Annotated in this window: 24 protein-coding genes and 1 riboswitch; of the genes, 14 read left to right on the top strand and 10 right to left on the bottom strand. The window is 33.6% G+C overall.

Features of this window, described 5'->3' with window-relative positions; all coding sequences use genetic code 11:
* Positions 1-195 precede the first annotated feature (195 nt).
* The 10 genes from ABD745_RS20805 (at position 196) to ABD745_RS20850 (ending at position 8,821) form a co-directional block, all read left to right on the top strand.
* Positions 196-798, top strand: coding sequence for an HPP family protein (locus ABD745_RS20805; RefSeq protein WP_344834744.1), 603 nt, complete (start codon positions 196-198; stop codon positions 796-798).
* A gap of 5 nt (positions 799-803) precedes the next feature.
* Positions 804-1,148: a hypothetical protein gene (locus ABD745_RS20810; protein WP_344834747.1), complete on the top strand. Its 345-nt coding sequence runs from the start codon at positions 804-806 to the stop codon at positions 1,146-1,148.
* A gap of 22 nt (positions 1,149-1,170) precedes the next feature.
* Positions 1,171-2,076, top strand: a complete 906-nt coding sequence (locus ABD745_RS20815; RefSeq protein WP_344834749.1) for a TIGR01777 family oxidoreductase — start codon at positions 1,171-1,173, stop codon at positions 2,074-2,076.
* Positions 2,077-2,107: 31 nt separating this feature from the next.
* Positions 2,108-2,689, top strand: a complete 582-nt coding sequence (nudK, locus tag ABD745_RS20820; RefSeq protein ID WP_344834752.1) for a GDP-mannose pyrophosphatase NudK — start codon at positions 2,108-2,110, stop codon at positions 2,687-2,689.
* An 18-nt stretch (positions 2,690-2,707) separates the two neighbouring features.
* Entirely contained in the window at positions 2,708-3,286 is a 579-nt protein-coding gene (locus ABD745_RS20825; RefSeq protein ID WP_344834755.1) for a hypothetical protein, read from the top strand.
* Positions 3,287-3,293: 7 nt separating this feature from the next.
* Positions 3,294-3,674 (top strand): VOC family protein, encoded by a 381-nt coding sequence (locus ABD745_RS20830; protein WP_344834758.1) that lies wholly within the window; start codon positions 3,294-3,296, stop codon positions 3,672-3,674.
* A gap of 18 nt (positions 3,675-3,692) precedes the next feature.
* Positions 3,693-4,277 carry a suppressor of fused domain protein gene (locus ABD745_RS20835; protein ID WP_344834761.1) on the top strand — a complete coding sequence of 195 codons (585 nt, stop codon included), beginning with the start codon at positions 3,693-3,695 and terminating at the stop codon, positions 4,275-4,277.
* Positions 4,278-4,354: 77 nt separating this feature from the next.
* A riboswitch (cobalamin riboswitch) is annotated at positions 4,355-4,539 on the top strand.
* Between the two features lie 394 nt (positions 4,540-4,933).
* Positions 4,934-7,249, top strand: coding sequence for a 5-methyltetrahydropteroyltriglutamate--homocysteine S-methyltransferase (metE, locus tag ABD745_RS20840; protein WP_344834764.1), 2,316 nt, complete (start codon positions 4,934-4,936; stop codon positions 7,247-7,249).
* 188 nt (positions 7,250-7,437) lie between these two features.
* Positions 7,438-8,166: a DUF4241 domain-containing protein gene (locus ABD745_RS20845; RefSeq protein ID WP_344834766.1), complete on the top strand. Its 729-nt coding sequence runs from the start codon at positions 7,438-7,440 to the stop codon at positions 8,164-8,166.
* 208 nt (positions 8,167-8,374) lie between these two features.
* Positions 8,375-8,821 carry a KTSC domain-containing protein gene (locus tag ABD745_RS20850; RefSeq protein ID WP_047401801.1) on the top strand — a complete coding sequence of 149 codons (447 nt, stop codon included), beginning with the start codon at positions 8,375-8,377 and terminating at the stop codon, positions 8,819-8,821.
* Positions 8,822-9,301: 480 nt separating this feature from the next.
* Here ABD745_RS20850 and ABD745_RS20855 read toward each other — a convergent pair whose 3' ends face one another.
* The 4 genes from ABD745_RS20855 to ABD745_RS20870 all read right to left on the bottom strand — a co-directional run bounded on the left by ABD745_RS20855 (position 9,302) and on the right by ABD745_RS20870 (position 15,604).
* Positions 9,302-12,490: an efflux RND transporter permease subunit gene (locus tag ABD745_RS20855; protein WP_344834770.1), complete on the bottom strand. Its 3,189-nt coding sequence runs from the start codon at positions 12,488-12,490 to the stop codon at positions 9,302-9,304.
* A 3-nt stretch (positions 12,491-12,493) separates the two neighbouring features.
* Positions 12,494-13,555: an efflux RND transporter periplasmic adaptor subunit gene (locus ABD745_RS20860; protein WP_344834773.1), complete on the bottom strand. Its 1,062-nt coding sequence runs from the start codon at positions 13,553-13,555 to the stop codon at positions 12,494-12,496.
* Between the two features lie 6 nt (positions 13,556-13,561).
* Complete coding sequence (locus ABD745_RS20865; protein ID WP_344834776.1) at positions 13,562-14,914, bottom strand: TolC family protein; 1,353 nt, start codon at positions 14,912-14,914, stop codon at positions 13,562-13,564.
* A gap of 96 nt (positions 14,915-15,010) precedes the next feature.
* Complete coding sequence (locus ABD745_RS20870) at positions 15,011-15,604, bottom strand: TetR family transcriptional regulator (protein WP_047401798.1); 594 nt, start codon at positions 15,602-15,604, stop codon at positions 15,011-15,013.
* 224 nt (positions 15,605-15,828) lie between these two features.
* On the opposite strand from ABD745_RS20870, the gene ABD745_RS20875 reads away from it, so the two are divergent.
* Genes ABD745_RS20875 through ABD745_RS20890 form a run of 4 tightly spaced genes read left to right on the top strand, consistent with a single transcriptional unit; the run spans position 15,829 to position 19,723 of the window.
* A complete protein-coding gene (locus tag ABD745_RS20875; protein ID WP_344834779.1) occupies positions 15,829-16,740 on the top strand; it encodes a hypothetical protein in 912 nt (303 codons plus the stop codon).
* Positions 16,737-17,486, top strand: a complete 750-nt coding sequence (locus ABD745_RS20880; protein WP_344834782.1) for a PAAR-like protein — start codon at positions 16,737-16,739, stop codon at positions 17,484-17,486. Before ABD745_RS20875 ends, ABD745_RS20880 begins: the two co-directional genes overlap by 4 nt.
* Before the next feature lie 3 nt (positions 17,487-17,489).
* Positions 17,490-19,151, top strand: a complete 1,662-nt coding sequence (locus ABD745_RS20885) for a hypothetical protein (RefSeq protein WP_344834785.1) — start codon at positions 17,490-17,492, stop codon at positions 19,149-19,151.
* Positions 19,151-19,723 carry a hypothetical protein gene (locus ABD745_RS20890; RefSeq protein ID WP_344834787.1) on the top strand — a complete coding sequence of 191 codons (573 nt, stop codon included), beginning with the start codon at positions 19,151-19,153 and terminating at the stop codon, positions 19,721-19,723. The genes ABD745_RS20885 and ABD745_RS20890 overlap by 1 nt, the downstream gene beginning before the upstream one ends.
* A 42-nt stretch (positions 19,724-19,765) precedes the next feature.
* Here the strand turns inward: ABD745_RS20890 and ABD745_RS20895 are convergent, their stop codons facing one another.
* The 6 genes from ABD745_RS20895 to ABD745_RS20920 form a co-directional block, all read right to left on the bottom strand.
* Complete coding sequence (locus tag ABD745_RS20895; protein WP_344834789.1) at positions 19,766-20,590, bottom strand: CvfB family protein; 825 nt, start codon at positions 20,588-20,590, stop codon at positions 19,766-19,768.
* Between the two features lie 46 nt (positions 20,591-20,636).
* A complete protein-coding gene (locus tag ABD745_RS20900) occupies positions 20,637-21,122 on the bottom strand; it encodes a hypothetical protein (protein WP_344834791.1) in 486 nt (161 codons plus the stop codon).
* A 78-nt stretch (positions 21,123-21,200) separates the two neighbouring features.
* The gene (gene lpdA / locus ABD745_RS20905; protein ID WP_344834793.1) at positions 21,201-22,604 is read right to left on the bottom strand and encodes a dihydrolipoyl dehydrogenase; all 1,404 of its coding nucleotides are present in this window, start codon (positions 22,602-22,604) and stop codon (positions 21,201-21,203) included.
* Positions 22,605-22,943: 339 nt separating this feature from the next.
* Positions 22,944-23,294: a hypothetical protein gene (locus ABD745_RS20910; RefSeq protein ID WP_344834796.1), complete on the bottom strand. Its 351-nt coding sequence runs from the start codon at positions 23,292-23,294 to the stop codon at positions 22,944-22,946.
* 68 nt (positions 23,295-23,362) lie between these two features.
* Positions 23,363-24,442, bottom strand: a complete 1,080-nt coding sequence (locus ABD745_RS20915) for a glycosyltransferase (RefSeq protein WP_344834799.1) — start codon at positions 24,440-24,442, stop codon at positions 23,363-23,365.
* 10 nt (positions 24,443-24,452) lie between these two features.
* A complete protein-coding gene (locus ABD745_RS20920; protein ID WP_344834802.1) occupies positions 24,453-24,992 on the bottom strand; it encodes a hypothetical protein in 540 nt (179 codons plus the stop codon).
* Position 24,993: the final 1 nt, after the last annotated feature.

The following is a 24,993-nucleotide window of genomic DNA, read 5'->3' on the forward strand; positions in this document are numbered from 1 at the left end:
AATCAGAGTCGGTTGCAAACTATTTAAATTCGTTTGTAGTCATTTGAAAACGTTTTAATCATTAACAATCAAATAATTATAAAATATTGATTGTTTAAATAATTTTAAAAATTTTCTATTCTTTTTTGATAAAGGATTAAATTGAATGTATCAACAGTCGTTTGCAAACGGATAATTATGTATATTTGAACATATATGAAGAAGACAATAAAAAGAACATTCAGGGTTTCAAAATATGTAATCTATAAAGAAACGCTGGTTGATTACAAAGAGCATTTCTGGTCCTTTCTGGGAGCATTTTTCGGAATCGGAATTATCGCTTTCATACAATCGCATGCTTTGTCTGCTACAGAAAATATCTTTCTGATCGGTTCTTTCGGAGCTTCAAGTGTTTTAATTTACGGAGCCATTCAAAGTCCGCTCGCCCAACCAAGAAATCTGATTGGAGGTCATGTTCTTTCTGCGTTGGTAGGGGTTACAGTTTATAAAATTGTTCCGGATATTATCTGGCTTTCTGCGCCTTTAGCCGTAGCTTTTTCGATTGTCTTAATGCAATATACGAAGACTTTACATCCACCCGGAGGTGCAACAGCACTGATTGCAGTCAGTTCGACAGGGAAAATTCCTGAATTAGGATTTTGGTATGCTCTTTCTCCTGTTCTTTCAGGATGTATTATTTTATTGATTATTGCTTTGATTTTTAACAATATTACCACAAACAGAAGTTATCCGAATCATAACAGATTCAAATATTTACTCAGGAAAAAACACGAACATCCACACAAAATGAAAAAATAAAAATTATGAATTGTCTTGAATGTGGCGAAAAAATTATCGGGAGATCAGACAAAAAATTCTGCAACGATGCCTGCCGAAACGCCTATAATAATAAGCAGAATAAGGATTCCAGCAATCTGATGCGAAATATTAATAATAAACTTCGCAAAAATTACAGAATTCTGGTAGAAATAAATACAGATGGCAAAACAAAAATTGCAAAATCCAAGCTTGATGGCTTAGGTTTTGATTTTGAATATTTTACTAATCTTAAAGTTTATAAAAACGGTTCGGAATATAGATTTGTCTACGATTACGGTTATAAACTTTTAGAAGAAGATTTTGTTTTGATTGTAAAAAATCAGGCATAATATCAAAATTTAAATTATTTACATGAAAGAAATTATCCTGATCACCGGAGCCAACGGTTTAGTCGCCAAAGAATTATCAAAAAAGCTTGAAAAAGAATTTTCTGTAAGGTTTTTAACCCGAAAAAAGAAAAATGCTAATGAATTTGAATGGGATATCAAAAACCAGTCAATCGATGAAAAAGCTTTCGAAAATGTTTCCCATATTATTCACTTAGCCGGAGCAAATATTTCTGAAAAACGCTGGACAGATGAACGGAAAAAAGAATTAATTTCAAGCCGTGTAGATTCTGCCAATTTAATTTTAAAAACTCTGCGAGCAAAGAATATGAAGTTGAAATCTTTCATTTCTGCATCAGGAATCAATTATTACGGAACAAAAACAACAGAGAAAATTTTCACGGAAAAAGACAATCCCGGAAATGACTTTCTAAGTGAAGTTGTCGTGTTGTGGGAAAGAGCTGCAGACGATTTCAAGGAACAAAATGTAGCTGAAAGAGTTGTAAAAATCCGAACGGCAGTTGTCCTTTCTGAAAAAGACGGAGCATTGAAAAAGATGATTCCGACCATAAAAATGGGGATCGGTTCACCGTTAGGAACCGGAAAACAATACATGCCGTGGATTCATATTAAAGATATTTGCTCGATTTACAAATTTGCTTTAAAAAATTCAGATTTAGATGGGGCTTTTAATGCCACTTCCCCAGAACATACAACCAATGAAAACTTAACAAAAAAAATTGCAGAAGTTTTGAAAAAACCTTTATTCATGCCGAATGTTCCCAGTTTTGTATTAAAATTATTATTTGGAGAATTGGCAAGTGCTTTGCTGGAAGGTTCACGGGCTTCTTCAGAAAAAATTCAGAAAGCTGGAGTTGTTTTTGAATTCCCTGATTTAGAGGGAGCTTTGGAAGATTTATTAAAAAATTAGTTAAGAAAATTTAATCAAGATTGTACGATCTATGAATGATATCAACGTAAATATTGAAAAAACAGAAATATTATCCGACAACTGGTATACTTTGAAAAAAGTAACTTTCAATATTCAAAAAAATGACGGAACTGTTGAACAGCAAAGCCGTGAAGCTTATGACCGCGGAAACGGTGCTGTAATTTTACTTTATAATAAAAATTCTGAAACGGTAATTTTAACCCGGCAATTCAGATTGCCTACTTTCATTAATGGAAATCCGAGCGGAATGCTGATCGAAGCCTGTGCAGGATTACTTGACAACGATAATCCTGAAGAATGCATTAAAAGAGAAACTGAGGAAGAAACAGGCTATAAAATTTCGAAAGTTGAAAAAATTTTTGAAGCTTATATGTCACCTGGTTCTGTAACTGAAATTCTTCATTTTTTTATTGCAGAATATTCAAAAGAAATGAAAATTACAGATGGTGGCGGGCTGGATGAAGAAGGTGAAAACATTGAAGTTTTAGAACTTTCTTTTGAAGAAACATTAAAAATGATCGATTCCGGAGAAATTAAAGATGCAAAAACGATTATGCTGTTGCAATATATAAAAATCAAAAACATCCTATAAAATTTAAACCTGAACATTATGAAACTACTATATACAATAAGCCTTTCTTTATTTCTATCCGCTTCTGTTTTTGGGCAGAAAACTGAAAAGGCGGGTCCGAAGGATAAAGCGGTCATTGAACATTTTAAAAATGATTATAAAAAGAAAAATTATAAAAAATTTGCAGGAAAAATGACTGTCAATGATAATCAGATATTGTTTGACAATAAAATTATTTTTTACGACAAAGCCGATAAAATCACAGAATTAATGCTAAAAGAAGGATTAATTTATCCTCAGCTTTTAACTGATTATCAAATCGATAAATTCGAAAACGAAGACAGTGACAGAACACAGAAAAGGTTTGCCAAACTTCAGAAAAACTGGAAAGATGCTTTCGAAGTGAATAATATCAAGCTAAGTAATGCTTCTGAGTTAACATTTTTAAGCTCTGATGAGAAAGTAAAAAGGTTCAAAATTGTTTGTAAAGATCCAAAATTTCCGAATCTGATGATTTACTATTTTGAACTTACAGATAAAAACGCAACGAAAGGAACTTCGGTTCAGGATTTTATTAAAAATGCGAAGCTGACATATATTTATCAGAGAACAGAGTAAGAAAGTTATGGAAATCAAAAATATCGATCATATCGTTTTAACTGTTGCAGACATTGATAAAACCATAGATTTTTACACCAATATTCTAGGTTTTAAAGTTGTAGCTTTTGGAGACGATAGAAAAGCATTGACTTTTGGCGGTCAGAAAATCAATCTTCACCAAAAAGGAAGAGAATTTGAACCAAAAGCAGAATATCCAACTTCTGGTTCTGCAGATTTATGTTTTATTGCTGAGACAGATATTCATGACATTTTGGAAGAATTGAAACTGAAAAATATTGAAATCATTGAAGGAATTGTTGAAAGAACCGGAGCTTTGGGGAAGATAAAATCTGTGTATTTCAGAGATCCGGATTTGAATTTGATTGAAGTAAGTAATTATTTTTGAAGTGAATTTTGAATTTTCATGAAAATCAATTTATTTGGAAAAAATATGACACCAATTGAAAAATATATTGAACATTTAGATAATATCTTTCAGCAAGAACCTTTATTCTATAATAACGAAAGTCTAATTGATGGAGTTAAAGGAGTTACTTCAATCGTCTATAGAGATATTCCGGAAAAAGGTTTTATAACAGCGATTACATACGGTTTGTCTTTAATTGAGCATCCAGAATGGAAACTTGGAAGACCTGAATTGTGTATTTCTGTTGAATCTGAAAATCTGGATTGGGGTATTGTTGCAGGGTTTATTGCTAATCAACTCAGAGGAAAAGCATCGTTTTGTTATGGTGAAACAATCAATTTCGGAGAACAAATAAGTGAAGATTCTGAAATGAATGCTTTTTTGATATTTGCTCCAAGTATTTTGGATAAAGATGATTATTTAGATATCGACGTTGGAACAGATTATAAAATCAATATTGCTGGACTTTATCCAATTTATTCTGATGAAATTGAAGTATATAATCAAATTGGATTAAAAGAATTCTGGTTTCATCCAAATTTTGATAATTATAGCGTAAATAGAAAAAGAATAAAATTTTAATCAAAGATTTTATTTTAACTAATATTTTTTCAAACAAATATTCCCTACATTTGCCCCTGAAAACAGTTCTTTAACATACTTCATCAAACGGAAAAGGTTTTACATAACGTAGATTAATAGGGAATCGTGTGAGAATCACGAGCTGTCGCGCAACTGTAAGTAACACACCAAAAGTTTTTGTCCGAGTATATCCACTGTGCAAACGGGAAGGATGACAAAAGCTGTTACAAGTCAGGAGACCTGCCTGTTCCGAATTGACAATGCTTTCGCGGTTTGAAGCTTTTTGGTCATACAGATGATACTTTTTGAATGTATTGGGTTTAAAATTTAATCTTAATTTTTTAAACGCAAAGATTTTTTAGTTATAGCTTCTTATTTTTAGGGAGCAAAGAATTGCGACTTTGTCGCTAATGAAGCTAGTGCTTTTTATGCGTTCGCTTCTTAAAATCAATGAAATTGATTCTTCTTTGCCTTCTTGAATATTGAAGATTTTTTAATTAAAACTTTGCGTCAAAAAAATAAGTTTCTTTTATTAAAAGGAAAAAATACGTCTTCATTGTATCTCTATATTTCTCAAAATCTCTTTCCAAGACAGCATTGCGAAGCATTCTAAAAGAGCTTTAAAATTATTGTTTAATTTAAAAGTTTAAAAGAAAATGCAAACGCACATTCTTGGCTATCCGCGAATTGGTAGCAACAGAGAACTCAAAAAAGCCTGCGAGCAATATTGGTCAGGTAAGATTGTTTTAGCCGAATTGTTGGAAGTCGGAAAAATCATCACTCAAAACAACTGGAAACTTCAGCAGGAAGCAGGAATTGATCTTATTCCCTGCAACGATTTTTCGTATTATGATCAGGTTTTGGATATGACATTGACGGTTGGAGCCATTCCGGAACGTTATCAGGAAATTGGTTTCAAAAAATCTGAAACTGATCTTTACTTTGCAATGGCAAGAGGTTTTCAACAAGACGATTTGGATATCACCGCGATGGAAATGACAAAATGGTTTGACACCAATTATCATTACATTGTCCCTGAATTTCAGAAAAATCAGGAATTCAAATTATTTTCCAATAAAATCATCCAGGAATTTATCAGCGCAAAACAGGCAGGAATCAACGCAAAACCTGTGATTATTGGCTTGCTGACGTATTTGTTGTTGGGAAAAGAAAAAGAAGAAGGTTTTGATAAATTGGATTTAGCGCAAAATTTACTTCCTGTTTATATTCAAATTTTAAAGGAACTGGAAAATCATGGTGCGGAATATATTCAGTTTGATGAGCCATTTTTAGCATTGGATTTAAATGTAAAAGCAAAAGAAACCTATCAGTTTATTTATGCTGAAATCAGGAAACAGTTTCCAAATTTAAAATTCATTATTACAACTTATTTTGAAGGATTAAAAGACAATCTTTCATTGGCAACTTCCCTTCCGATCGATGTTTTACATATTGATTTAGTTCGTTCCCCCGAACAGTTGGATGAAGTTTTAAATAATATTCCTGAAACCTTGAGCCTTTCTTTAGGAATCGTCGACGGAAGAAATATATGGAAAAATGATTTTGAAAAGTCTTTACATTTAATTGAAAAAGCAGTTCAGAAAATTGGTTCTGATAGAGTTTTCATTGCACCTTCCTGTTCACTGCTCCACTCTCCTTTTGATCTTGATTCAGAAAAAAATGAAGAAATTTTATCTCCTGAAATCAAACAATGGATGGCTTTTGCAAAACAGAAAGTCTATGAAATTGTGAATTTAAAAAAATTAGCTTCAGGAAATCCGGATTACAATGCTTTGCAAGTTTTAGCTGAAAATAAAAAGGCGATTGAAAACCGTAAAATCTCTACATTAATTCACAATCAAGACGTGAAAAACCGTGTTGATGTGACAACTGAAGAGGATGCACAGAGAAATTCGCCCTTCAATATCAGAAAAGAAACACAGCAAAAAGTTTTGGATCTTCCTTTGTTCCCGACAACGACAATAGGTTCGTTTCCACAGACGAAAGAAGTGAGAACTTGGCGTTCAAAATTCAAAAAAGGGGAATTGAATGCCGAACAATACGATATTTTATTAAAACAGGAAACAGAAAGAACCATCCGTTGGCAGGAAGAAATCGGGATAGATGTATTGGTTCACGGGGAGTTTGAGCGAAACGATATGGTGGAATATTTTGGGGAACAATTGGCTGGATTTGCGTTTACTCAAAACGGTTGGGTACAAAGTTACGGAAGCCGTTGCGTGAAACCGCCAGTAATTTTTGGTGATGTTCACAGACCGAATCCAATGACGGTGTATTGGTCGGAATATGCTCAGTCTTTAACTCAAAAATGGGTCAAAGGAATGTTGACTGGACCTGTGACAATTCTTCAATGGTCTTTTGTGCGTGACGATCAGCCTCGTTCATTGACTTGTAAACAAATTGCGTTGGCGATTCGTGATGAGGTGAATGATTTGGAAAAAGCGGGAATCAGAATCATCCAGATTGATGAACCGGCGATTCGTGAAGGTCTTCCATTGAGAAAATCTGACTGGCAGAATTATTTGAAATGGGCAGTTGAAGCCTTCAGAATTTCGGCAAGCGGTGTGGAAGATGCGACACAGATTCATACGCATATGTGTTATTCTGAATTTAATGATATCATCCAAAATATTGCCGATATGGATGCTGATGTGATCACGATAGAATGCTCCAGAAGCCAGATGGAATTGTTAAATGCTTTTGCAAATTTCAAATATCCGAATGAGATCGGTCCGGGAGTTTACGATATTCACTCACCGAGAGTTCCGTCCAAAGAGGAAATGGTGGAATTGCTGAAAAAAGCTCAAGCCGTCATTCCTGCACAGCAACTTTGGGTAAATCCTGATTGTGGCTTGAAAACCCGTCATTGGGATGAAACGGAAAGGGCGTTGATTGCTATGGTGGAAGCATCGAAGGAAGCGAGTAGGGAGTTTGCTTTAGAGATATTTTAATTTGTTGATATTTTTGCAGGAGCTTTAGGGCTCCTGTTTTGTTTACAATTTATATTTTTAATAAAAATGAATTTAATGTAATAAATGATAATTTTTATATTTATCTGAAAAGAATTTTGCTTCAAAACTTTATTGCGCAATAAAATATTGCCTATATTAGATTTAATAAAATTTCTAATAACACAATAATGAAAAAATTATCTGCAATAATAATTCTTATTTTTTTCACAGGATGTACAAATAATAAAACCACCGCCATAGAAAAAATGTCGGAAGTAGATTATAATAAATATTTAAACAAAAAAACAATTGAAAATACTCCTATTGAAGTTGTAAATTTAGGTAAATTATATCTTCCAAGCGGTGAAATTGTAGCTTGTGATCCACTTGCTAATCCAGAATCAAAGCCTTTCAGTAGAAAAGTATTTCCAGGAATATATAATGTTAAAATTTATATCGCAAAAACTGAAAAATCGGGCAACAGAGTTGCATTTGCAAAATTAGAATTTAATAATAAAAAAGCTATTAAATGGGTTTTAGCAACAATAGATGGAGATGATATTTCAAAGTTAAAGAAAGATGAGTATTTAGGTTTTGGTGTAGATGCAGGAGTAGGAAGTTTTTTTGATTATCAATCAGGAATCGCTTATAATAAGTTTTTAGAAAATTTTTACAAGCAAAATGATAGCCTTAATATCTACGATGATTTATTAGCCAAAGAATTCAAAAAAAATGCTAAAAATCCAAATGATCAAAAAGATACTGGTGATTGGGTAAACTTTAAAATACCAAATGAAAATCTAAATGTTATTATGTTTCAGTCAGGTTATGGCGATGGGGTTTACCCTGCTTATTGGGGTTTGGCAAACGATAATTTACCTACATGTTTAATTATAGATTTTCTGATTTTTAATTAAAAAAACATTTTGATATAGCTTTTCAAATAATTAATGATCGCTATATTAATTATACTCGATAGTTTACCTTTAATTACCAATCATTTATTTTTTATTTGAAACAAAAAAACAACCGTAATTTTAGCACCAAATAAATTAATACTGAATAACTTACAATTTTCTCAATTAAAAACCTTACTTTTGCACCGCGAAATAAGGATCATACGTTATGAAAAGAATAGGTGAACACAGAAAACTTCTTGGAGTAGATAATACCGCTACATTAAAAGAATTAAAAACAATTTACAGAAATGCGATGAAAGATACGCATCCTGATAAATTTGTGAATGATGAAGCCGGACAACTGGAAGCGGAAGAAAAAAGCAAATCTGTGATTGAAGCCTATCATTTTTTGGTAAGCATTAATCCTGAAACGCAGGAAAAATATAAAGAAGAATATACGGAAACGATTACAACATCGATCATTACTGACTTTTATCTTGAAAAACAGATTTTAAAAGTTCAGCATTTAAATGGAAAGATGTTTGAATATATTGGTGTCCCAAGAAATATTTATATCAAAATGGTGAACGCTGATTCGCCAAGCCGTTTTGCAAGAAGGCACATCTACGGAAATTTTATCTACAGAAAGTCCGGAGAGGTAATGGCAGATTAATTTCTACAAAAAAATAAAAAAAGCTTTCAGAATCATCTGGAAGCTTTTTTTATGACCTTCAAAAATAAAGACAAACTTTTCATCAGAAAAAATACATTTAATGATCTGATCCAAAATTTAATTTTTCAAATCGATTAAAGTTTTCCGGTAAAAATTCTTTTTTTTGACGTCCCGAAGTCCTTTTTTGTGGTTCTTCACGTCAAAAATGGGATTTACAGCCTGAAAGATGAGGTTCAATTCGTCAAAAATGACGTCCACTAGCCTCATTTTTGGCGTCAAAGACCACAAATTTGACGTTGAGAACCCCATTTTTGGCGTTACTAAACGTATATTTTGGCTACAAAGACGTCAAAAGTACCTTATTTAATACATTCTTTGTATTTCAAAAAATAAAACCATTATTTTTAATTTAAATTTATATATAGAAACTAAAAAAGCGCATCATTTCTGATACGCTTTTTCGGTCAATTAAGGTTTATATTAATCTACGTGTTTCGGTGTGAAACCATCATCACTTAGTTCTTTATGTACATAATCAGCTTTCATTTCAGCTTCGTAATCTACTTTTTCATGTTTACCCATTCTTCTTAAAATTGAATCAAATAAAGAGTAAACTACCGGTACAATGATCAACGTAAGGAATAATGACGATGTCAAACCACCAATAACTACCCAAGCCAATCCGTTGTTCATCTCCGCTCCTGCTCCTTTTGCAATGGCAATCGGGATCATACCGAAGATCATCGCGATCGTAGTCATCAGGATCGGACGAAGACGTGCGTGGTTTGCCTGAACCAAAGCGTCATGTGTATTTGCACCTGCCGCTTTTCTCATGTTCGCAAAGTCGACAATCATAATCGCGTTCTTCGCTACCAAACCAATCAACATAATCATACCCAACATCGTAAAGATATTTAATGAATTTCCTGTTAATGCAAGAATTACCATTACCCCGATCAATGCCAAAGGAATTGAGAACAATACCACAAACGGATACACAAAACTGTCATATAGCGAAACCATTACCAGGTAAACCAATACAATAGCCGCCATCAAAGCAATTCCTAATGTACCGAAACCTTCTGTCTGGTTTTCCATATCACCGCTCCAGATATAATTAACTCCGGCTGGTTTTGTTTTTTCGTTATCCATAAATTGTGCAGACCATTCGTTGGCAACGTCTCCTACAGGACGACCCACCACTTTTGAAAGCACTTTTACAGAAGGTGATTTATCTCTACGTTGCAGCAAACTCGGTCCTGAGCTCATATCTACATTCGCAAACTGGCTCAGTCTGATCTGTTCTCCGTTATTATTCGTAAACATCAGGTTTCTTACATCATCAATAGATTTTCTGTTGTTGTCTGCGAAACGGATGTTGATGTCATATTCATATTCTCCGGCTCTGTATTTTCCGTCTGTATTTCCGTTGAATGCAGTCTGCATCGCCTGTCCTACATTAGAAAGATTCAAACCTAAAGAAGCCATTTTATCTCTGTCGATATTTACTCTTACCTCCGGACTTCCAGTATCCGTAGATAATTCAGCATCTACAGAACCCGGAACTTTTTTCAGTAATTCTAAAATTCTTGTTGCTTCTTTGGTAGCTGTTGCATTATCAGGTGCTGTTACCACCATCTCGATTGGCGCATTATCTGCTCCCATCAATCCGATTGGTGCTGTTTTGAACTCAACTCCGGTGAATTTTTCTTCTAAATCACGCTTCATTTTTGCAGCGATGATATCTGTACTTTCTGCTCTTTCAGATTTATCGATAAGATTCACCTGAACTTCCGACTGATAAACCGTTGCCTGTGAAGCTCCAAAACCTGAAGACTGCTGACCAACTGTTGTGATCAAATCCACTACATCTTTATCGTTTCTTAAATATTTTTCAACTTCTAAAGTTACCTGATTGGTTTTTTCAACAGTAGCATCTTTTGATAATTCGATCTGAACCAAGAACTGTCCACGGTCCATTTTCGGGAAGAATTCACCTCCGATAAATCCGAATGCCACCAACATGAATGAAGAAATCAAAATAAGGAATGTTACAATAACAGTCATTACTCTTCTTAAAGTTGATTTTAAACACCATTCAAGAATTCCTGTGATCCAGTGTGTGAATTTATCCAATTGTCTTTCAAACCAAAGAATGAATTTTTCGAAAGGATTTTTACCTGTTAAATGTACAAGCTTCCCGAATCTTGAAGACAACCAAGGAATGATTGTAAATGATGCCAACAATGATAACATTGTAGCAATAACTACGGTCACACAGAACTGCGCCAAGATATCAGAAACCAAACCTGAACTCATTGCAATCGGTAAGAATACCACTACAATTACCAACGTAATCGCCGAAACGGTAAATCCAATTTCCGAAGCACCGTCATACGCTGCACGAATCCTGCTTTTTCCCATCTCCATGTGACGGTAAACGTTCTCCAATACAACGATTGCGTCATCCACAAGAATACCTACAACCAATGAAAGTCCCAGTAAACTCATCAAGTTCAGCGTGTATCCCATTAAGTACATTCCAATTACGGTAGCAATCAACGAAACCGGAATAGAAACCATTACAATGAATGCGTTACGGATATTATGAAGGAATAATAACATTACAACGGCTACCAAAATTACCGCTAAGAACAAGTCAAAAATAACGTGATCTGCAGCTTCCAAGGTAAAATCTGTACTGTTATCTACAATTTTCACTTTTACCCCCTGAGTTGCATAATTCTTCATCACCTCATCCACAGTTTTCTGAATGCTTTCTGAAACCGCCACCGCATTCGCATCTGATTGTTTCTTTACCTGCATCAAAATAGTCGGATTCTGATTAAATCTTGCAATTTTTTCTACATCCTCCTGAGCATCAAAAACTGTTGCTACATCAGAAAGTCTTACCTGAGCTCCGTTTTTGTTGGAAATAACAAGATTGCTCATTTCTCCGATAGACTTGTATTTCCCTGATAATCTGATGGTAGATTTAGTCGTTCTTGATTTTAAACTTCCTGTCGGGAAATCTAAGTTGGACGAAAGAATTGCCTGTTGTACGTCTCCGATTGAAAGACCGTAACCCTGCAATTTTTTCTCATCAATACTCACCTGAATTTCTCTCTCCTGTCCACCTACAAGGTCAACCTGAGCTACACCGTTCACACGGGAGAAAATAGGTTCTATTTTTTTATCTAATAAGTCGTAAAGCTCTTTGCTGTTCAGTTTATCACTGGAAACACTCATCGTCATGATCGGCAGATCGTCTAATGAGAATTTGTTCAGTGAAGGAGCATCTGCGTCGTCCGGAAGTTCCGAAAGGATGGCATTTACTTTACGTTGTGCATCATTCAGGGCATAGTTAACATCAGCTCCTGTATTTAACTGAACCATGATCACCGAAAGACTTTCGTAAGATGATGATTCTACTTTTTTCACGTTTTCCAAAGCACCAACGGCATCTTCTATCTTTCGGGTTACCGAAGTTTCCACCTCACTCGGCGAAGCTCCCGGATAAACCGTAGAAATAGTAACCATGTTGGTTTCAAATTTCGGAATCAATTCGTACCCCATCAAGGTGTAACTCAAGATTCCACCCAGCGTAAGTATCGTAAATAATACGATTACTAAGGATGGTCTTTTAATGGATATTTCTGCTAACTTCATCTCTTATTTTACGATATTGATTTTAGACCCATTTTCAAGGTTGATCTGTCCGCTGGTAATTACCTGTTCGCCGCCATTAAGACCACTTAAAATCTGTACTTTATCTCCATATACTTTTCCAATGGTAACTTTGATCAGTTTAGCAGCTCCGTTCTGAACGATGAATAGCTGCCCTGAACTTACTCCATTCACGAAAGCTTCAGCAGGAACTGTCAACATATTTTGAGTTTCAGCCCCATGATTTGTTTTAAATAAAGCTGTTGCGTACATACCCGCTTTTAAGTTTCCTCTGTTCTGAACTTCAATTTCAACAGGGAAATTCAAAGAAGCATCACTTTTAGGAGCAATAAACGTAATTCTACCCGTGAAAGAATCTTCCGGCAAAACATTAACATTAATCGGAACTTCCTGACCTAAAGCGATTCTTCCGATCTGGCTTTCATCCACTAAAACTGAAAGTTTTAAGCTGTTAATATTTACAATTTCGAACATAGAAGTTCCTATAGAAACGACAGTTCCCGGCTCAACCATTTTCTTGTTGATCGTTCCGCTGATTCCTGCACGAATGCTTGTATCATTTACTCTTACTCCCTGAGCTTTTACAGCAACCTGTGCATTTTTCAATTGTAATCTTGAATTATCCAGCTGTTGTTTTGTAACACCTCCTGTTTTGTAGGCATTTTCATAACGCTGGTTATCAATAATAGCATTCTGCAAGTTGTTTTGAGCCTGAGAAATATCAACTTCGATCGCATCTCTCTTAATTGTTGCTAAAACCTGGCCTGCACCAACTTTTGAACCTTCTTTCACCAAAACGTTTACAATACGTCCTGCAATTTCAGAAGCCTGATTCATTTCCTGTTTTGGAAGAAAAGTTCCGTTCGCTGAATAGTCTGTGTCGATATTTTCTCTTGCTACCGTTACAATATTTACGTTGATTTTATCAACCTGCTTGGCAACTTCTTTTACTTCTGTCTCCTGTTTCTTCTTATTATCGGCAATCTTATAGGCTCCCAAACCGATAAGGACAGCTGCTACGATGATATATATTAAAGTCTTTTTCATAGTTTATTACGGGTTTTGTAGTGTGTTTAATTCTCCTTTTGCTTTAATTAACTTAATTTCAGCCTGTTTGTAATCCAATAATGCGTTTGCATAGTTCTGTTTAGCCTGCGTCAGAGCATTTTCAGCGTCCAACACTTCTGTAAGCGTTGCCAAGCCGTACTGGTAATTGGATTGAGTATTTTTCTGAACTCTTTCCGCCAAACCTACATTGTCTTTCATACTTTCGATATTAATTAATGCATTTTCCATATTGGTAATGGCATTTCTATAATCTAAACTTAAGCTCAATTGAGTGTTCTGGATATCCTGATCAAGATCCTGAATATCGATTTCCGCCTGATTGATCTTAGCTTTTGTAGCACCCCCCGTGAAAATCGGGATATTGACATTTAAACCAATTGCTGAATAATCGCTCCAAAGAACTCCGTTGTTGATCCCGTTGGTAAGTGGAAATTTTCTACCTTGCCCTCCCCAACCGTAGTTGGCAACTAAATTTACTGTCGGATATAGATAAGCTTCTGTTGCTTTTTTATTGAATACCAAAAGTTCTCTGTTTTTATTTAAAACTTTCACTTCTGTACGTTCATCAAGATTAACAGTGCTTGCAATCAGTTCAGGTTTTGGTTCGATTGTTTTTTCTTCAAGCTCAATATCTGTAGAGATCGGTACGCCCATATAAAATTTCAAAGCATTTTTTGAAAGCTCAACAGAATTAATTAATGTCTGCTTGTTTGAACCAATATTCGTCAGCTGAACATTGGTACGATCCAAATCTATTGATTTTGCCAAACCGTTGTCAACCAAGCTTTTAATAACATTTCTTACTTTTTCCGTATTGGCATAGCTCGCTTCTACTGTTTTCAGATTTTCTTCCTGAACAAAAACCTGATAGTAAGCTGTTGCTACGTTTTCAATGATTTGTTCATTTGTCAACTGAGCATTCAGAACATAAAATTCTCTTGTTGATTTTGCAGCTTTAAGGCCTGTAAACACTCTCTGATCAAAAATAGCCTGCTGAAGCTGTACAGAGGCAGTTGAACTCCACGGCTGCCCCAATTGAGCTCTGATTCTTTCTCCACCGAATTCCAGCAAAGACTCCTGAATAACAGGATTGTAGGTTAAACCCGCCGTTGCACTTATCTGTGGTAAAGCTCCGGCTCTGGCTTCATCAATTTTGTATTCGGCTTTTTTGATCTGTAAAGCAGCTTTTTTCGCCTCTGCTTTGTTTTGAAGTGCCTGTTTGATGGCTTCCTGAAGAGAAACCTGCTGTTGCGCAGACACGGATGAAAAACCGAAAATCATAAATGCAGCCGCTATCCCAATTTTTAGCTTGTTTGCAGTTATACGTTTTCTTTTCATAATTTTATACTTCGTTTATTTTTTTAATGTAATTTCTCTCTTTGATGTAATTATTTCTAAATGACGTATCATTTCTTAAAATACTTTAACATTTTTTTAATTTTTGAATAATATATTCAAAATGATCTCTTTTCTTTCAGAAATGATCTTATCAAATTCTTTCTCCCCAATCATCAGATTCTCCATCAACAAGGGTCTTACCGCACTTGGGAAAACCAATAAGGAAATCATGTTTAAGACAAACTGAATCGGTTCCATTTTATCGATATTACCGAGTTCCATTTCTTTTCTTATATCTTCATATAATTTGTTCAGTTCTCCTTCTTCAATATCTTTATGATGGCAGGTTCCTTTGTTAATTTGTGATACAATATAAGTTTCCAGATACGGATATTGTAAGCTTGTCGATAAACTTCCGTCTATAAACTGACCGATTTTTTCTTTGAAAGGCAAATCGGAATTCATAATAATTTCTGATTTTTCCTTTTCTACTTTTTGCGCTTCATCAAAAATGATCTGAATCAGATTATCTCTCGAACGGAAATAATAATTAATAAGCGTTCTGTTGACTCCCGCTGCATCAGCAATTTCCTGAGTAGTAGCGTCAAACTTTCCCTTCACAAAGAATAAATTCTTCGCGGTGTCCTTGATTAATTCTTGTGTTTGGTCTTTTTTTGCTTGATTTGACATTTTTGTTAAACAAATTTGTGCAAATATAAATCAATCAATCGTTTTGACAAAATTGTTAAACAAAATAATTAAACAAATTTGTATGATTTGCATCAGGTTTTGGAATTTATCATAATTAAACTGATAGTAAAAAAATAGCTTAACATAATAAAATATATTTTCTATGATGAAGAATTTCAGGAAATAATTTTAAATTTGTATTAGCACAAAAACACACTTATTGGATGAAAATGAATGTTCCTACACATCTATACTTCCCTTCTATGCAATTACAGGAAAGGGAATATAACTATAACTACTTTAAAAAAAGTAATATTGCTGAAAAAGCTTTGTCTTTTGATTTTACTTTTATCCATAATGGGCGAACTTCTGAAGAACCTAAAAGACCTGTTGTAAAAATTAATCGGAATAATTTACTTATTAATTATGAAAAGCCGGACGAAACACTTGTTGGTGACTTGGTTTATTCCGCTTCGCAAGCACTTTTTCCTTTAAAATTAGTCATAAATTCTTATGGTTATTCGAAAGGCATTTATAATCATTCAGAAATTTTGGAGCGCTGGAAAAGCTTTATACCCAGATTTCAGACGTATTATGAAAAAGGAAAATCTACACAATTACTGAACGAAATAGGAAGACTTTATAAAAGCTCTGAAAAATTAATTAAAAGCCTACAAAACGATTGTTTTTTTTCTTGGTTTTTTTTTCCTGTTTATGGTGATTATGAAATAGGTAGGGTTTCAACAATTAACAATTATGAATTTTCTTTTATTTCGGGACAAAAAATAAAATATTCGTTGGATTTAGAACTTCAAAAGGATTATACTGAAAATGGAAAAATAAGAATTTCTGTGGAAGGAAAATCTGAATTAATAGAAAACGATACCATCTCAGGATACTTTCTTCTTAATAAAGACCGAAGCATTCATGAGGTTAAAATAAACTTTTACTTATCAACTTATCAGGAAGAAATAAAAATTCACATTCAGGAAACAAAAGAACTTATTGAAAGAAAAACAGATATAAATGTTGTATTTGATGAAAGAGAAGAAAGAGAAAAATTACAAAAATCCAGAGGCTTTTTTGTAGAAGAAATTGAAGATAACAATTTACCCAAACACAATATTAGAAGATGAAAAAAGGAATTATTTACATTGTAAAGAAAGGCGAAACATTAGAAAGTATTGCCGACGATTACGGAATTTCCGTGTATCAGCTTAGAAGCTTCCACAATCTTTGGTGCGAAGATATTAATGACGGAATTGGTTATAATATATGGGAAGGTAAAAAACTTACCGTAGAAAAAGAAAAGCCATCCAAGGAAGTAATTGAACAACGAAAAGAAGAAGAATATCAGCAGGAAAAAGAAAAAAAAGAATCCCAAAAACAAAAAGAAGAGGAAGCGAAGCAAACTGAGCATGAAGATAAATTCTTTGTTGTAGACGGGGCTAAATGTTTATGTGACAAAGGCTTAAATCCTGCTACTTTAAAAGTAACTTCCCACTCGAAAACTATTTTTAACAGTCGTAATAATGATGAAAAACACACTGCTACTTTGGAAGATGTTCAGTTTAAAGAAGGAAATTCTTGTTTTGGGAGCTGTAAAGTAAAGAATAATAATCCGTGTGCTTTTGTTCCCGTAGGAAAATGGAAGAAGCCGTATGAAAAGCTAAAAATCATGGATAAGGAAGCCATTATCGAAATATCATATCTTATGTGTTCTGTTGGTGGAAAAATTACAATACAACATCATGGGCAAAGCGTAAAGATGGGAAGTAATAATATACAAAAAGCAGATGCGGAATTATTAAACCAAGTGTTGCCTGGTCTTGATTTTGAAGAATTTCAATCTGAATATGATGAAAACCGATACTATCTGTAAACTATGGGAAATATATTAAAAGGAATAGACGGAGAGCGTTTCCCAATAATTGGAGGAATTACAAGGTATAGTGTAACTTTTACAGAAACGGCGGATATTAGTTCGGTAAACGATGATCAAATTCTATGGCAGGTATATTGGTCTAATGAGTACAGTGAGTATGAAAAAGTGCCATTCTCAGGACAGAAAAAAGGAAGAGTAACGACGTATAAGTTTCTACAAAATCTACAGGGTAAAAACCTGCAATTAAAGGCGACCTATAAAGGCGAAACAGCAGAACTGCACATTACTCCACAAGCTAACGGAGAGGTAAAGATAGTTGATATATTTTTTCTCGATGTAGAATATAAAATACAGAATACCGACAATTTGAAATATTTAAATAGTGTAAACCTACAAATTTACACTTTGAATATGATGGGAAAATATGTAGAGTTTAAAATTTATGATACTGTAGACGGGCGAGATGTTGAAGTGGCGAAAAGTTCTGAGCCTATGCAGATTGTTCAGAAAAATGGTATTGTAAAAACTAAAAAATCTATATTGTTAAGCCCTGCGATGTATATCCAGACTCAACAAAATATGTCTGCCAGTGAGCATCATTATAAAGTAAAAGTTTGGGAGAAAGATAATGAAGCTAATTTCTATGAAGAAGAGCTAAAAATAAAAAATGAGTTGGGACAAATGAGTGTTCCCCAAGATTCTCAAACGCCTGTGAAAACGGGGACTTCTGAACCGCTAAAGAAGGAAGAAGAGGTGAAAAAAGGCGATGGAAAGTGCTTTTGTGATAGAGATTTGGAATTAGAAGAACTTAAATTAATTGTAAAACAATTGAGGTTATCAGAAAAAATAATATCCACATCTCTATTTAGTGATGAAAATTGTCCTCTTTTAAATTCTGATAAAACTTATGATAAATTACTAGAAGAACTGAATAAAACATTTAGCAAATATCATATTAATACTTGCATTAGAAAAATTCACTTTCTATCGCAATCATATCACGAAACCTCAAGGTTAGGAACTACTTTAGAATATGCAAGTGGTAAAGGGTATGATCCAGGAAAACATTCAGAATCCTCTGCTCATGGTCACACAATAGTTGGTGACGGTCCAAGATACAAAGGTCGTGGTGCAATGCAATTAACTTGGAGGGATACCCAAAAGGAATATTTTGAATATATCATTTCCAAAAATTCACCACTTGTAGGAAATAAAAAAATTGATGAATTATTTAATCGAAAAAAGCAATATCAGGAAAAATATATTTATTTTAAAGATAAATTGGATAAAAATGGGAAACCAATTATCAATTCAAAAGGAAAAAAGGAAAGAGAAAAAGTCATAGATTTAATTGATGTTGATAGTGCTGGCTTATTAGCAAATAATTTGTTTTTTGCTATTGATTCTGCTGGATGGTTTTGGGATATATATAAAACAATAGAATACGGTAGTAAAGCAAACAAAGAAAAATATAAGGAAATATTACATAAAAATTTAAATGAAGTTTCAGACTATGGAGATAAATATCTTACTATTATTTCAAAATTTGTAAATGGTGGAGGTAATGGAATGGCTGAAAGACATGTGTATTATAATGAGTTAAAAAATAATGTTTTTAAATTTAACACAAAATGTGTTAATCGTAGTAAAATTAAGAAATAATGAGAATACCGTATTTAATATTTTTTATTAGCAACCTATTATTTGCACAAACAAAGCTGATAAAGGATGTAGATCTTGATGGAATCAAAGACACTATTTATATTGATGCTGAAAATTCAAAATTAGTATCATTACTGTCTACGCAAAATTTTAAAAAGGTAAATAGTGGAGAAATAGAATCTTTAGATGGGCAAGTAAGTTTAAAGAGTACTTCAAATGGCTTCAGACTTAATATTGATTGGATGAGAGCTGGGTATGCTTGTCAGTTTAGATATAACAAACTGGAAAAAGAAATACAACTTATCGGAATGAGTAGATACGAATTTGGACCCGCCAATAACGATGGAAGTGGGGAATCAAGTGTGAATTTATTAACAGGAAATTATATTGGGGACTGGAATTATTATGATTTAAGAAAAGAACAATTAATAAAAATACCTAAGATTAATATAAAAATGATTTTACCTAAAACTTTTTTCGAGGATTTTAGTGAAAGTATCGTTTCTAATTATTCTGAAAAATGCGCAAACCTTTTTAACAAAAGAAAGAAACAACTTCAAAAAAGAAATTAAAACATAAAAAAAGGAGCAGAAAATTCTGCCCGTTTTTTATGTTTATATTAATTTGATTTTATCTTCTAAAATATCAATAATTTTATCCTTATAAAGTCCGCCGATCGCTTTCTTAAAGTTCTTTTTACTCATCTGAATTTCATCTTTGATCTCTTCCGGTGTAGATTTGTCTGAAAGATGAAGCAAACCGTAATTTTCTTCCAATTTATCTAAAATCTTCTTTTTAAACTCATCAATATTTTCAAAACCTTGAGGTTGTAAAGAAACATCTATTTTCCCATCCTCTCTAATTTCTTTAATATAGCCTGACTCTTCCGATAAAGGATATAGCTTTTTGAAAACATCTGAACTGTAAATTAACCCGATATATTTTTTATTGATGACAACATTCCAGCCCAATTCACTTTCATTCATCATAATCAGATCAACTCTGTCCCCTTTCTGGAAAGGCAGGTTCTCATATTGGGGGTTTCTTTTGAACTTTGTTGTTCCGGTAATCAAATCAAGATCTTCGTCAACATAAATATTGACCAAATATCTTTTTCCTTCAACAATTTTAGATTTCTGCTGTTTGTAAGGAATGAATAAATCTTTAATAATCCCCCAATCCATAAAGGCTCCGCTTGGAAGGCTCTGAACAGCACTCATTACTGCAAACTCCCCTACTTCCGCTAGAGGAATTTCTGTTGTTGCTTTTAATTTACTGTCATCCTGGTACACAAAAACCTCAATTTCATCACCAATTTCTTTTTCATCCTGAGTGAAAATTTTTGGCAGAAAAGCTTTTTCACCGGATTCATCCGTTAAGATCCATCCTGAATTATTTTTTTCTGAAATTTTTAAAGTCTGAGTTTTTCCGAGTAGCATGTATGATAAATTAGTCGACAAAGGTACGGAAAATGAAAATTTTAACCTATTTATATTCCTCTAAATCTTTTCTCAGAGTTTTGGACTCTTCTAAATAGCCATCTTCTAAATCGGCATGTTCAGAAATTCCCGTGACCTGTCTGAGTTCTTCATTAATATAATAATATTTTGCTTCTGATAAGTATTTAGGATTTTTCATGTACCCGTTTTCATCAACGATTTGGTACGTTTTTGTTAAAACAAAAATCAATTTCCCTTTTTCTGAGAAGAAATATTGTGTAATAATCGCGCAAGATGAAAGTCCGACGAAATGTTCAATTTTCTTAAGTTTACCGTCTTTATAAAATCCCTTCAGTTCAATCCCATTGTCTGAAATCTGATTTTTATCCATGAAATACGAATTAGGAACGATTTTAACTTTATAATTTTTTATATGATTGATATCCGCAACCGTTTTACTGATCGATTTAATATTCTGACTAAAAGAAAAACCTGAAATAAAAATAAATATGGCTAAGAAAAATGGTCTCATGTTTTTTATTCAATATACAAAAAAGAGAGACAAAACGTCTCTCTTAAATTATACAAATGATTATATTTTAATCAAATATTACATATGAATCGGTCTTTTCGCTGTTGCATCCAATGCAGCTTCTTTAATAGCTTCTGCATATGTCGGGTGAGCGTGAGAACTTCTTGCGATATCTTCAGCACTTGCACGGAATTCCATTGCGATTACTCCTTCTGCGATAAGGTCTGCAGCTCTTGCTCCTACAATGTGCATTCCTAAAACTTCGTCTGTTTTTTCGTCTGCAATGATTTTTACCAAACCATCAACATCACCACTCGCGCGGCTTCTTCCTAGCGCTCTCATTGGGAAAGACCCTACTTTAATAGCAACACCTTCTTCCTTCAACTGCTCTTCAGTTTTACCAACTCCAGCAACTTCAGGCCAAGTATAAACAACACCCGGAATCAAGTTATAGTTAATGTGAGGTTTTTGTCCGGCTAATGTTTCAGCAACAAAAACTCCTTCTTCTTCAGCTTTGTGAGCCAACATTGCACCTTTGATAACGTCTCCGATTGCGTAGATGTTGGCAACGTTTGTCTGCAAATGATCATTTGTTTTTACTCTTCCTCTTTCGTCCAGTTCAACACCAGCTTTCTCTAATCCAAGTCCGTCTGTGTAAGGTTTTCTACCTACAGAAACCAAACAATAATCTCCCTCTACAACTACTTCTTCTCCTTTTTTATCCTTAGCAGTAACTTTCACAGAATCTCCATTTCTTTCAACCGCAGAAACCGCCGTAGAAAGCATGAATTTCATTCCTTGTTTTTTAAGAACTTTAGTTAATTCTTTACTTAAAGCTCCATCCATTGTAGGAATAATCTTATCCATAAATTCAACAACCGTTACCTGAGCTCCTAATCTTAGGTAAACAGAACCTAATTCAAGACCAATAACTCCACCTCCGATAACTACTAAATGTTTAGGAATTTCCTTAAGATTTAAAGCTTCCGTAGAAGTAATCACTCTTTCTTTATCTAAAGTAATGAAAGGTAAAGAAGATGGCTTAGAACCTGTTGCAATGATTGTATATTTTGAATCGATCGTTTCCGTAGAACCGTCGTTTTTCGTCACTTTGATCTGAGTTGCAGATTCGAAGCTTCCAACACCTTCAAAAACAGTGATTTTGTTTTTGTTCATCAGGTAATTGATTCCGTCTGTATTTTGTTTTACTACCTCATTTTTACGCTCGATCATTCTTGCGATATCAGCTTGAGGCTCGTTGATAATGATTCCGTGACCTGCAAAATTGTGTTTTGCGTTCTCAAAATGCTCAGAGCTATCTAAAAGCGCTTTTGAGGGAATACATCCTACGTTAAGGCAAGTTCCTCCCAAAGTTGGATATTTTTCAATAATTGCTGTTGTGAAACCTAATTGTGCAGCACGGATTGCAGCAACATAACCACCAGGACCAGAACCGATTACGGTAACATCGAATTGACTCATGTTATTTTATGAATTTGTTTATTATTAACTTTCTTTATTCTTACAAATTTACTGATTAATTACCACGTGAGAAAGTGAGATTTGTCAAATTTTTGAGATGGATTTAAAGCTGTATATTTTTAATTAAAGTAAGACTAAATTGGGATGCTTCGACAGGCTCAGCATGACATCTCTAATACTAACTGTTTTATTTAACGTTAAATTTTTAGCGTTGTCATGCTGAGCCTGTCGAAGCATCTATATTTTTATTGTAATCATTTAATCCACCAAAATTTCCTCATATTTATTGAAAATATCTTAAGAGTATAAATTAATAGAAGTTTTCAGTGTAATGGAAAATTATAAATCAACATTCATTTTCCCTTGTCCAAAAGTTCCAGTACTTTCAAAATACGATCCTCCATACACATACCATTCAAGGTTTTCCAGAAATTCCACTGCATTTTCGGGAGTTATTTGTGAGCGGTCTTTTTTAGAAACGATCCCTTTGTACCATCTTCCGGATTTAGGAAAACTTTCAAATTCAACAAAATAATGAATCCATATTCTCTGACACAATTTGCACTGTTGAATCGTTACTTCTGCATGTCTTCCGCTAGTATGATCTATGCCTAATTCAGAACTCCTATATTCAGTATAATTTGAGGTAGGTTTTTCACAAGCGCATCCGATTTGGGCGATTTTATTCATTGATTATGTTGATTTTTCAGAGGTCAAATGTAAGAAAATAAGACTCTATAAGGCAAATGTGCAAAATGCTATTTCATCAGATCCATTAAAACCTTTTCATATTTATCTAAAATAATATTCTTCGAAAACCTAGATTTTATTGAATTTTTTATTGAATCTCGGTCATAACTTCTTTGCAGAATAGTAAGAATTTTCTCAGCAAAATCTTCATGATTTTCAATATCAGCAATTTCTCCATTGGTATTATCCTGAATAATTTCATTGATTCCGCCGGGACAATTATTGGCTAAAGAATAGGTTCCGCAAGCTCCGGCTTCCAATAAAACATTTGGAAAACCTTCATACCTTGACGAAAGAATGAACAAATCTGCAAACTTTAAAAACTGATACGGGTTTTCCTGTCTTCCATGAAAAACAACGTGTTTTAGTCCCAGAAAATCTTTCATCTGATGAAGAATTTCACGATCCTGCCCGTCTCCTAAAATGTGAAGAATAACATTTTCATTTTTAAGTCTTGAAAAAACCTTCAACAAATTATCAAAACCCTTTCTGGCAGATAAATTCCCGATGGCTACAACGTTTTTATAATTGTATTTAAAACTTTCGGGTTTTGTAGAAGTTTCAAGTTTTGCATTAATAAAATCAAAATCCACAGGATTATTAATCTTGACAATTTTGTTGTGCCTGATATTAAAATTATCAATTAAGTCCTTCTTCATATCATCACTTTGCGCAATAATTCTCTGGTAATTATTATAAAAATTGTAGAAAAATTTTATTTCTTTTCGGGTAACATGTTCACTCACTACATTGGTTTCCCTTGCAATGAATTTTGTCCTCGGAAAAAGTTTGATAAATAATGACAAATAAGCATTTACTTCACCAAAACCTGAGAAAACAATATCTGGTTTTCTTCTGTAAATTTCCCTTAAAATAGGTTTTAAAGAATGCCTGATTCTTTCGGTATTAATATCGATAATTTCAACATCTTTTTCCAAAAAATTGAGATAACCGCCTTTTTTCCGTAAAAGCAAAATCTTAGGCTCAAATCGATCTCGGGAGAGGTGATTCGCAATGGTGGTAACAATCCTTTCTGCGCCTCCGGTTTCCAAATCCGGCAGAATAAATATGACAGAAATCTTTTTCATCACTGTAAAGTTAGTAAAAAGTTTTCTTAACCTTCAAACCCAACTCTTCAAAAACAGGAAGAATCTCGTTAATATTTTCTACACTTAAAAAGGCATACTTGTCTTCATCGAAATTCATTCCGCTTCTTTTGAAAAACGAAAATGGTTCGTCATTTCTTCCAAAAATAGTTTCAGGTTCTCCGAAAATTATATTTCCAAAAAATTGACTGTTCATTTCAGCATTGATCTGATCAATTTCTATGAACTTTATTTGTTTTTCAATATCATTAGTAGATTTTTCTGCAATAATTATTCTTTGATTTGTTATGATATAATAATTGCTTTTTAAATCAAAATATTTTAAAATCCATTTAAAAATAGCAAAATATAGTCCTACACAAAGCATTAAAACTCCAAATATAAGAACAGGAGATTTATTATTTATAAAAAACAGGGCAACTAAAAGATAAAAAATTGAAAAAACAATTCTCAACTTTTCTGTTGTATTAAAAAAGAAACTCTTCCGTGGAAGAATTTCTTTTAAAATTATTTCGTTATCGTTTAAAATCATC

The sequence above is a fragment of the Chryseobacterium ginsenosidimutans genome (genome assembly GCF_039536845.1).
Taxonomy (GTDB): Bacteria; Bacteroidota; Bacteroidia; order Flavobacteriales; family Weeksellaceae; genus Chryseobacterium; species Chryseobacterium ginsenosidimutans_B.